The organism is Terrisporobacter sp. (assembly GCF_017888745.1).
Taxonomy (GTDB): Bacteria; Bacillota; Clostridia; order Peptostreptococcales; family Peptostreptococcaceae; genus Terrisporobacter.
This window is the reverse complement of sequence record NZ_JAGHFM010000105.1, coordinates 1-10,585: the sequence shown is the minus strand read 5'-3', so window position 1 is coordinate 10,585 and position 10,585 is coordinate 1. Positions and strand designations below refer to the sequence as shown.

11 protein-coding genes are annotated in these 10,585 nt (G+C 26.8%); all 11 read right to left on the bottom strand.

Going from position 1 to position 10,585, the window contains the following annotated elements; all coding sequences use genetic code 11:
• Positions 1-880, bottom strand: an 880-nt coding sequence (locus J7G74_RS05355) for a hypothetical protein (RefSeq protein WP_330616413.1), incomplete at its 3' end; no start/stop codon positions are given.
• Positions 881-1,379: 499 nt separating this feature from the next.
• Entirely contained in the window at positions 1,380-2,309 is a 930-nt protein-coding gene (locus J7G74_RS05350; protein ID WP_297132802.1) for a nucleoside hydrolase, read from the bottom strand.
• Positions 2,310-2,411: 102 nt separating this feature from the next.
• The gene (locus tag J7G74_RS05345; protein ID WP_297132799.1) at positions 2,412-3,482 is read right to left on the bottom strand and encodes a YkvI family membrane protein; all 1,071 of its coding nucleotides are present in this window, start codon (positions 3,480-3,482) and stop codon (positions 2,412-2,414) included.
• A 324-nt stretch (positions 3,483-3,806) separates the two neighbouring features.
• The gene (locus J7G74_RS05340; RefSeq protein ID WP_297132796.1) at positions 3,807-3,965 is read right to left on the bottom strand and encodes a FeoB-associated Cys-rich membrane protein; all 159 of its coding nucleotides are present in this window, start codon (positions 3,963-3,965) and stop codon (positions 3,807-3,809) included.
• Positions 3,966-3,985: 20 nt separating this feature from the next.
• Complete coding sequence (feoB, locus tag J7G74_RS05335; protein WP_297132794.1) at positions 3,986-5,959, bottom strand: ferrous iron transporter B; 1,974 nt, start codon at positions 5,957-5,959, stop codon at positions 3,986-3,988.
• 21 nt (positions 5,960-5,980) lie between these two features.
• Entirely contained in the window at positions 5,981-6,193 is a 213-nt protein-coding gene (locus J7G74_RS05330) for a FeoA family protein (RefSeq protein WP_297132792.1), read from the bottom strand.
• Between the two features lie 284 nt (positions 6,194-6,477).
• Positions 6,478-6,687: a cold-shock protein gene (locus J7G74_RS05325; RefSeq protein ID WP_297132789.1), complete on the bottom strand. Its 210-nt coding sequence runs from the start codon at positions 6,685-6,687 to the stop codon at positions 6,478-6,480.
• 388 nt (positions 6,688-7,075) lie between these two features.
• Entirely contained in the window at positions 7,076-8,320 is a 1,245-nt protein-coding gene (locus tag J7G74_RS05320; RefSeq protein WP_297132786.1) for a hypothetical protein, read from the bottom strand.
• A gap of 14 nt (positions 8,321-8,334) precedes the next feature.
• Complete coding sequence (locus J7G74_RS05315) at positions 8,335-9,162, bottom strand: hypothetical protein (RefSeq protein WP_297132784.1); 828 nt, start codon at positions 9,160-9,162, stop codon at positions 8,335-8,337.
• Positions 9,155-9,847, bottom strand: a complete 693-nt coding sequence (locus J7G74_RS05310; protein WP_297132782.1) for an ABC transporter ATP-binding protein — start codon at positions 9,845-9,847, stop codon at positions 9,155-9,157. The genes J7G74_RS05315 and J7G74_RS05310 overlap by 8 nt, the downstream gene beginning before the upstream one ends.
• Positions 9,848-9,933: 86 nt before the next feature.
• Positions 9,934-10,296: a GntR family transcriptional regulator gene (locus tag J7G74_RS05305; RefSeq protein WP_297132779.1), complete on the bottom strand. Its 363-nt coding sequence runs from the start codon at positions 10,294-10,296 to the stop codon at positions 9,934-9,936.
• Between the last annotated feature and the right edge of the window lie 289 nt (positions 10,297-10,585).

Here is a 10,585-nt window from a genome sequence, read left to right as displayed (position 1 = left end):
CCTTTGAAAGCCTATTATTTTTAATTATCATTGCTATTTTATTACATATGTATTTCATATATTCATCAAATTTAGATTTAGAAGAATTACCATTGCTATAACTTAAACCTATAAATCCAATAAACTCATCATATAATTCTATTACATAGCTATCGATATAATTTATTTCATCCATAGAATCAATAGTTATTTCTGATAAATTACTAATTCCATCCTTTAAAGATACTGTATTAAAATAATCTCTATACTTATATGAATTTATTTTATTTATTTCCATAGGTATGAAGTTTATATTTTTAAGATGAATATTAGAGTTTTTTAGTTTTATAAAAGGTATTAAACCTTCTTTGTCTTTATCATAGAGTAATATAGCAAGGCCATCCGCTTGTGTGTAATCCAGTATTTGTTTTCCAATACTACTTAACATTTTATTTAAGTCCGCATCATAGCTACCACTACTATTAAATTTACTATCTATTGATGTTCTGTTATAGTTTTTAAGTAACTCTTCTGATATAGTTTTTCTTAAATTAATATTTTTAGCTTGACTCTCTTCTATTTTTTTATTCAATATATTAGTAAAAGGCTTATTTACATATAGATCATCATTTAAAGCATCCATATTATCTGAATATTCTAATAACTCCACGTCATATAATTGGGTCTGAACTTCTTTACCTATAATAAAAATATGTTTTCTTTGGTTGAAATTTTCTATAGTTATGTGTGAATTGATTTTAACTACTTCATTTGAATTTGAATAAAAATCTAGGGTTTTATTTATGTCTGCAGATTCTTTTATCAAATCACTAATACTATCTCCATCTTTTATTAATTTTGATATATGTGATTTTAATATTTCTTCTTTATTACAATTCATTCGATTTAAAAAACTTTCATTACAAAAAATTATTTCCCCATCATAATTTGACACTATTATATAATCACTAATTTTATTATATATAGATAACACATATACTACTCCCCTCTTACTAGATTAAAATAATCTATTTTAATATTCCCCTAATATATATTTTATCACAATATTTTAATCATTGTGTCTATTTTATAATATATATAAAGTTTCTACATTCTATTTTTCCAATTATCTTAGTTCAGATGGTATAAATCTTCTTAAATTTAATCTTTGCATAAGAAAAAACTATATTATTATCTATCTTAGTGGATAAACATTTAAATAATCTTCCTTTAAAGTTGTGACTGCATTAATTTTGTTCGTTAAAAAAACACATTGCATTACTAAGCAGTGTGTTTTCTTAATTTTTAACTGTATTATTATTTTAATTTCATATGAAGTATAGGGAATTGGTTTCCTTGTTCATGTATTGAGATTTCATGTCAAATCCATATTTTAAATTCTAATTTTCAGCCTTGCATATAGTATCGAACAACCATTTTTTATATGCCTTAGCATCTACTTCTACGGCCACATTACAATTTTTATCTTTACTACTTCTATTTTCTATATCACAAAAAGTATGTCCATATGTGAATTCTCCTTTTGTTTCCACATTTGCATAACATTCTTGTGTTTTTATAAATTCTGGATGAACACATGTGCTTAAAGCTAGACCATCGTGCATTACTGCTCCTTCAAAACTTCCATCTTCATTTCTTTCAACCATATATTTTAAAATATCAAAAACTAATTTTCCTGCTTTTGACTTTAAGTTTTCATATTTATGTATTTCTTCTTTTTCTATTACAGTTTTTTCTGTAACATCTAACCCTACCATTTTTAGAGGTATACCTGATTCAAATACAATCCTTGCTGATTCTGGATCTACAAATATATTAAACTCAGCAACAGGACTCATATTTCCACCTTGAATTGCCCCTCCCATAACAGTTATATGTTTTATTAATGTTTTAAGCTCAGGATATTTTAGTATTGCATTTGCAATGTTAGTAAGAGGCGCTACTGCAACTATTTCTAACTCACCATTTAGCTTTACTGCTTCTTCATATATTGTCTCTACAGCATCTTTTTCATAGAAATCTTTCTTAGACTTAGGTAATTCAATACTTCCTAAACCATTTTCTCCATGACACTGAGTTATTTCTAATTTTCTTTTTAAAGGTCTATCTGCTCCTTTTGCAACTTTTATATCAAATCCTAGATAATCTACTAAGTTTAATGTATTTTGTGAAGTATGATTCAAATGCACATTTCCCGAAACTGTTGTAAATGCTTTTATGTCTAATTCTTGTGAGTAAAGGGCACTTATTATTGCTATTGCATCGTCTGTTCCTGTGTCACAATCAAATATAATAGTTTTTTTCTTCATCTTATTGTCTCCCTTATTATTAATTTGTTATATTAATTTTATTTATTATATCACTATTTTTCCATAATATTGTGAATTAAACTTAATAAATAAATTTTAATATTATATAATCCTTTTACTTATTTGCTTGAAGAATATACAAACAAATAAAAGTACTCCCAGTACACCTTCAAGCGGATATATATTTCCTACTAATTTTTCAAAGGGAAATAAACCACAAAAGAATGCCACAACAGCAACTACAACAGCAACTATTTTAGAGTTATAATTTATTCTTCTTGAAATTTTATCACATACTGTCCAAAAGTTTGGTGCTGCTGTGGAAAAAATACCACATAGCAAAATAATTGAAAAAATATTACCAAATCTATCAGATATGGATTTTGCAAAATGTAGGGTTGGAATAGATACATTATAAATCTCACCTATTCTAGATAATAAAGCCAAATCAATAACTAAAACAACAGACATTAAAACAATACTCCCTAGTATAGCTCCATATTTGGCTTCTTTCTTACTATTTGCACTATGCCCTAAAGATGTGAAAAAAAACAACCCTCCAACTAAATTAAGTCCAGCATATATGATTCCACTTGAGATAAAATTACCTCCTGCTTTTGTCATCTTAATATTATTTACAGTTTCAGAAATATTTTTTAATCCATCTATGTTTCTAAATAATATATCAAAACCTACAATCAATGAAAATACAACTATAACCGGCCCAATAATTCCCACAATATCTATAAGTTTATCAAGACCACAAAGAAATGCAATTAACACTAATACAGCCATAAATGCACATCCTATGTAATAATCCAATTCATAATATTCTCTGAAAGTAGCTCCAGACCCAGAAATCATTACAATAACACTGATAAATAATAAAACTGGAACTACATACTCATAAAATACTCCTATTATATTACCGCAGAAGTATTTATATGGTTTGTATTCCCTAAGCCCACCATATTCAAATCCACATGACATAATAGTTGATCCAAAGTATATAAGCAAAACTAAACTTATACCAACAGATATTATGCTAGGTAATCCATTGGAACTAAAAAACTGCATGATTTCCTGTCCCGTGGCAAATCCAGAGCCAATAAGAAAAGCTATGTATGCTCCAGCAAATTTCATTACATTTAACACACTCACCTTATCCCCCATATATTTTCCTCCTTTTTAAATTATGACAAGTCTATTACTAAATATATGTTAATAAAAACGTAGTATGTCTTGTAATTTTATATAATAGAAAAAATTCACTTCGTTTAAGCCACTGCGTGGGCGCTCCACTTCATGTCGCCAACGGCTTTGCCCGTTGCTCAAAATTTACTTTTTTACAACTTCTCAAATGTATTGATAATACTTCAGCCTAGGAATTTTCCTCAGGTTTGAAGTCAATATAATGTCCTTGTAAGTAAGTAAAAGAGGGTGTGACAAAAATGTCACACCCTCTAAAATAGGTAGTTTAAAATATGCACCTATATATTATTTATTACACTTGCCCTTGCACTTAGAAGCACTTGAGCATTTGTAGCATCCATAATCTTGCCCCTCTTCTTTTTCCTTATGAAACTTGATTATAGGTCTTATAGCCAAGAATAAAACTAAGGCTACCACAATAATTACTATTAAATTTCCTATCATAATAAGTCTCCCTTAATAAATTATTGTACTTGTACCTTTGCTGCTACTTTTTCATCACTAATTTTATTAGACTTTATCTTATATATTACAAATGATATTGCCACTATTAATATTATAACTGCTGGAATAAAACCTGCTGCAATCTTTCCATATGCTACTATTGTACCTACTTGGTTAAATACCATAGCTACTATATATCCAACACTGAATTGAAGTAACACAGAATTTCTTAGCCATTTACCAGATCCCATTTCTGCTCTCATAGCCCCTATTGCTGCAAAGCATGGAGGAGTAAACAGATTGAACATCATAAATGCAAATGCTGCTATTGGAGTTATTCCCATTGTATCTTGAACTATATTAGCATTTACTAATTCAAAATCTGCATTTATAGCAGCTCCCATAGAGTAAACTACTGCCAATGTTCCAACAACTTCTTCTTTAGCTATAAATCCTGTAATTGCTGCTGCTGCAAGTTGCCATACACCTATTCCTACTGGTATTAGTAAAAATGCAAATGGTGTTGCTATTCTCGCTAATATTGAAGTATTAACTGCATCTCCTACTAATTGTAGACTAAAATCAAATGATGACATTATAAATACTAACGTATTACAAACTATTATGATAGTACCAGCTCTCATCATAAAATCTTTAGCAGTTTCTAACATTTTAAAGAATGCTTTTTTGATACTTGGCATACCATACTGTGGTAATTCTATTATAAAGTAATTTTTTATATTGTCCGCTCCTGTTGCTTTCTTTAATAATAGTCCCACACTTATTATAACTGTGAAAGCTATAATATAAGTAAGAGGGAATAAGTATGGATTATTTGGGAAAAATGCTGCTGTAAATAATGCTATTATTGGTATTTTAGCACCACAAGGAACAAATGGTGTAAGTAAAGCTGTTAAACGACGTTGTTTTTCATCTTTTATAGTTCTTGTAGACATAATTCCTGGTATAGAACATCCATATCCTACTATCATAGGTATTATAGATTTTCCTGATAGTCCAACTTTTCTAAATAACGGATCAAATATTAATGCTATACGAGCCATAAATCCACTATCTTCTACTAATGATAATAAGAACATTAATACCATAACTAATGGAACAAATCCAACTACTGCTCCAACTCCACCTATTATACCATCTGTTAATAATGCATTTAAAAAGTCACTAGTTCCCATACTAGCTAACCACTCTGAAACACTACCTTGGAAAGTTTCTATATATCCTACTAAAGTATCTGCCACTAATGGTCCTAATTTATTTATAGATAAGTCAAATATAAAACTCATTATCAACACAAAAAGACCAGTTCCTATTATAGGATTAGTTACAAAGTTATCTACTTTATCTTCTAATGTTTCTTCATGTACTCTTATTATTCTATTTTCAACTTTACTTATTATATTATTAACTATTGTAAATCTTTTTCTATCTTGCTCTTTCTCATCATCTATTTTTGATAAATCTTCAAATAAATTCTTCTGTGTTTTTAATTTAGATGATTCCATTGATTGACTTATTAGTTTTTGTAATCCTTCACTCTTTGCAGCAGATATCTCAACAACTTTACAACTTAATTCTTTTTCTAATTTAGCTATATCTATCTTTGTTATAGACTTTGATATATCAACTTTATTTAATGCAACAACTACTGGTATACCCATCTCTAATAATTGTGTTGTAAAAAATAAACTTCTATTTAAGTTTGTAGAATCTACCACGTTTATTATAACATCAGGATTTTCATTTTTTATAAAGTCTGTTGTTATACTTTCTTCACTCGTATACGGTCTTATTGAGTATGCACCTGGTAAATCTATTATATCTATATTATCACCTAAACTACTTTTTAATTTTGATTCTTTTTTGCTAACTGTTACCCCTGCCCAGTTACCAACATACTCTTGCTTTCCTGTAAGAGCATTATATAGTGTTGTTTTACCACTATTTGGATTACCTGTTAAAGCTATTTTCATTTCATCATCTCCCTATTACCTTTAAATTATTTCTATAACCTCTGCCAAATCATTGTCTATCCCATATCTTCCACCTTTTATATTGATTATCAGGTTTGAATATAATTTTTTTACTATACTTATGTTTTCACCTTCGAAACATCCTAGTGTGAATAAAAATTTATTTATCTCTTCATTTCCTTTTATTGATTTAATCGTATATATAGTCCCCTTTTTACCTTCTGGTAATTTCATTTGAACACCTCTTTATTTATATTATTGATTTTGATAATTATTATTACTATATCTACATGATAGTTGTTCTCAATTGATTTGTCAATTTAATTATTAATTTTTTTAAAAGTTAATAATTGTATATTGTCTATAGAACATATAATTTCCTTAAAATATAAAAATACTGGAATGAATTTTCATTCCAGTATAAAGTCTAACTTTTGGGTGTCAATACATTTTTAATACACCATTTAATATATTAAATAAATTTTTTAAATCTTAATTTAAAAATATAGTAATCAAGGCTAAACTTTTCTTACATTAATAGCAGAAGGCCCTCTATCAGCTTGGACCATGTCAAAAGTAACACTTTGTCCTTCATGCAAATCTTTTCTAGGTCCATCTTCTTTTATATTAGAAAAATGAACAAATACATCATTTCCTTCCTCACTACTTATAAATCCATATCCTTTTTCAATATCAAACCATTTTACGGTTCCACTATAATTAGCCATTATATAAATCTCCTTTTTGATAATATCTCTCCTAGTATTATTTGAATTTATATGCTATTTAATACTATATTTTTAAACTCTTTTTATTCCCAAATATACATTAAAGTTATTTTAGACTCTTCTAGTTTTGCTTTAACATTTCCACTTGAAATTATATAATTCACAAATTCATAGTCTCTATTTAGTAATAATCTAAATACAATTCCTACAGCTATGATACTTGTTAAATACAGTTGAAAATTATATATTATCTATAAAACAAATAACATATAATTTCCTTGCAATAAAAAGGCAATTGATTTTAAAATTTAATATCAATTGCTTAATAAGTTATAAATAATTTATATAATCTAAAATTTATATTTTTAAGTTGCTAAGATTATAATATCTATAATTCATCTTCTGTTACAATGCCTGCATTAACTCTATAGCTTGTCCTTTGATTTATCTTACCTTTATATAGTAACTTATTATCTTTTTCATTAAACACGTAAATGCAATAAAAATTCTTACCTTTTATATCTTCCGGCTCATATTCATCAGTAACTACATATATTTTTCCATTATTTATTCTTACTTGTAAAATAGACTGTCCTTCACCATTTATATTCAAGTTTATATGATTTATATATTCTACTTTTTTATCTTCTAGATTAACCAATATGGATCTTACTTGACCAGATTCTAAATCTTGTTCATTACTTCCTTCCTCGCTTCCATAATTAGATATTATTAATGCTCTGTTATCATCTACATAATATCTTGATATTTCATCATCATTAGTTCCTAAATCAATAATATTTATTTCTTTGCTAATAACATCAAATTCTAATAATGATGACTTATAATCCTCTCTAGAATTATTTTTTTTATTTATAAAGAAATATGATTTATTCTTATTACTAAAAGCCACACTTTCATTTCTTTCAATTAGATGAATATCTTTTCCATCATATTCCTTACTTAAAATATGTTTACATTTTTTACTAGATAAATTAACTTTGTACAAATTTAATAAAGTTCTTTCATACTGATTTTCACTAATTTTACTATCATCTTCTATGTCTTCATAACTACTATAAAGAATAACTATATAAATATTATCTTTATCTTTCAATATAGGAACTGATGAAAGCATCCCATTATCTTCATCATAAGATTCATCCATAGGTATTACATAAGATTCCACCTTATCACTTTTTTTATTTTTAACTTTTATACTAGCAATTAATTCATAGCTATCTTCTTCAAATATGTAGTCATTTGATAATTCAACTGAAACTATTTTTTCTTCAGCCTCTAATATAAATCGACTATTATCTGTAAAAGGAGTATTCAACGTCTCTAATATTTCTCTACTATCTATATTTCTCTTTGTCAAATTAAAACTATCAAGTCCCTCCTTTGCCATTCTTTTTATTGATATATTCTCTTTATTTATTTTTATTTCATCAGTTTCATAAAATCCTTTTTTACTTTGTAATAAAATATTCATATCTCCAAGTGCATTTCTATTTCCATGTATATCCTCTAGCTGTACATTATTTTTATCCAAATTAAATAGAGAAATACCAATAAATATAATCCCTACAAAAACTATGCTAAAAAATATCTTTCCTAAATTTTTATTCATGTATTTCTCCCCCCTTAATCGTATATTTTTTTATTTAATAAATTATAAGAAATAAATATAGATGCTACAAATACTACTATGTAAAACATTAAATGGGTTTTAAATAATTCATCTATATAAGTGTTCTTAGCAATTGTTAGGTAGAAATACAATAGTATTATTGATACTATATAAATAACTCCTCGTATTCCACCTATTTTTTTACTTGATTTATGTATCATAATCCCTGTAAATAAAACTACCATGGCAAGTATAGGACCTAACACATAAAACATAATAAACTCAACTCTAGCCATTACTGGTATTAAGTTTCTAGGTGGATATAAACTTGAACGGTTAATAATACTTATGATATGTTCAACAGATATTCCAGATAAAAACTTTACTACTAAACTATCTATTATCCAGCATAAAAATTGAACAAATATTACTCCATAAATCAAAGTAATCATAGTTATTAATTTTGATATATATATGATAAATCTATTCTCTGGTAACATAAATAAAGTATATATTGGCTTACTTTTATTAGAAAAATCTTTATACCAAATGGCAAACCCATAATATAAACACCATAAAAGTGCTCCCACCATAAATAAAAATGATAGCTTATATATTAGTTCAATGTTATCTGATTGTAAAAATAACTCAAGTCCCTTACGTTCTTTTAATAAATCTAGTCCACCAACAACCTTCATTTCTTCTTCTATATTTTTTACAATTGCATATAGCATAAAAGAAAATACTGCTATGTTACTTAAAAATAGCATACTAAGTATAGCAAAATATATTTTTTGTATTTTTTTAAATTCAATCTCAAATAAAGCTAATATCTTATTCACCTTTATATACCTCCCTCATCTTATCCACTATAGACATTCCCTCATTTTCCCTAACTTCCTCTGCATTGAACTTTTGTGCTACTTTTCCATTACTAATTATTATTACATCATCTACAATTTGTTCTATCTCGTCCACTTCATGAGTAGTAATAACAATACTTTCATCTTCTTCAATAAATTCTAAAATTGCTTTTATAAACTCTTCTCTAGTAAATATATCTATCCCAGAAAAAGGCTCGTCTAAAAGTGTATACTTGGCTCTTTGAGCAAATCCAATTATGATTTTTACTCTAGCCTTATTACCCTTTGATAAATCACTTATCATCTGATTATCACTTAAAGAAAATACCTTAAGCATTTCATAAGCTCTTTTTTCATCCCAATTTGTATAAAAAAGCTTCATAAACTCAAACGTCTCTTTAATATTTAAATGTGGAAAATGTATATCTATATCTGGTACAAATGCCAGTTTATTATAAATTTTTTGATTAATTTTCTCTCCATCAATAAGAATTTCACCTTTATCTGCTTTTACAAGGCCTGCAATAGACTTAAGTATTGTAGATTTTCCAACACCATTAACACCTAAAATAGCTGTAATTTTTCCCTCTTCTATATTAAAAGAAACATCGTCTAAGGCCTTAACTTTTCCATATTTCTTCTTAACATTTTTCACTTCTATCATATTTAGTTTTGCCCCCTATGTTTATTTTTTAATTATTATATTTTTACTTATAATTCCTAGTTAATTTTTTTAACTAGTTTAAATTATTACATATCATATTTTTCATTTATTATATTTTCGATTTCATCCTTAGGCACATTTATAGCCTTCATTTGCTCAATAAAAATTTCTGTAGCTTCATTTATTAAATCTTGCCTAATTTTTTTTATAAAATCTTCATCTTCTGTAATAGTACTTTGATTATTTTTCACCGTATTAATAAGTCCCATTTCTTCCATCTCCTTATATGCTTTTTGCACTGTGTTTGGATTAACATTTATTTTTACTGCCATTTCCCTTCTAGAAGGAAGCATTTCGCCCGCTTTCAGCTCACCAGTTACTACTTTTTGTTTTATATTTCTAATGATTTGAATATATACAGGTTCTCTATCATTTACTATAAATTTCAATATTATCTCCTTCTTTCAAACTTTAATTGCATTAGTGTATTATATGTATAGTACACTAACTTTATAAGTGTATTATAAACATAGTACACCTATGAAGTCAATATAATATTTGAATAATATTTAAAATTATAAATTATCCACAATTTAGATAATTTATAATCCATTGATAGCACAAGCTTTTCTTAACATTTAAATTTTAAGAGCATAGAGAGACCTGTAATAAATTAATTATAGGTCTTCTATTTTGTTTAAAATATTGGTCATAATTATCCTTAGCATGCCTTTTAAT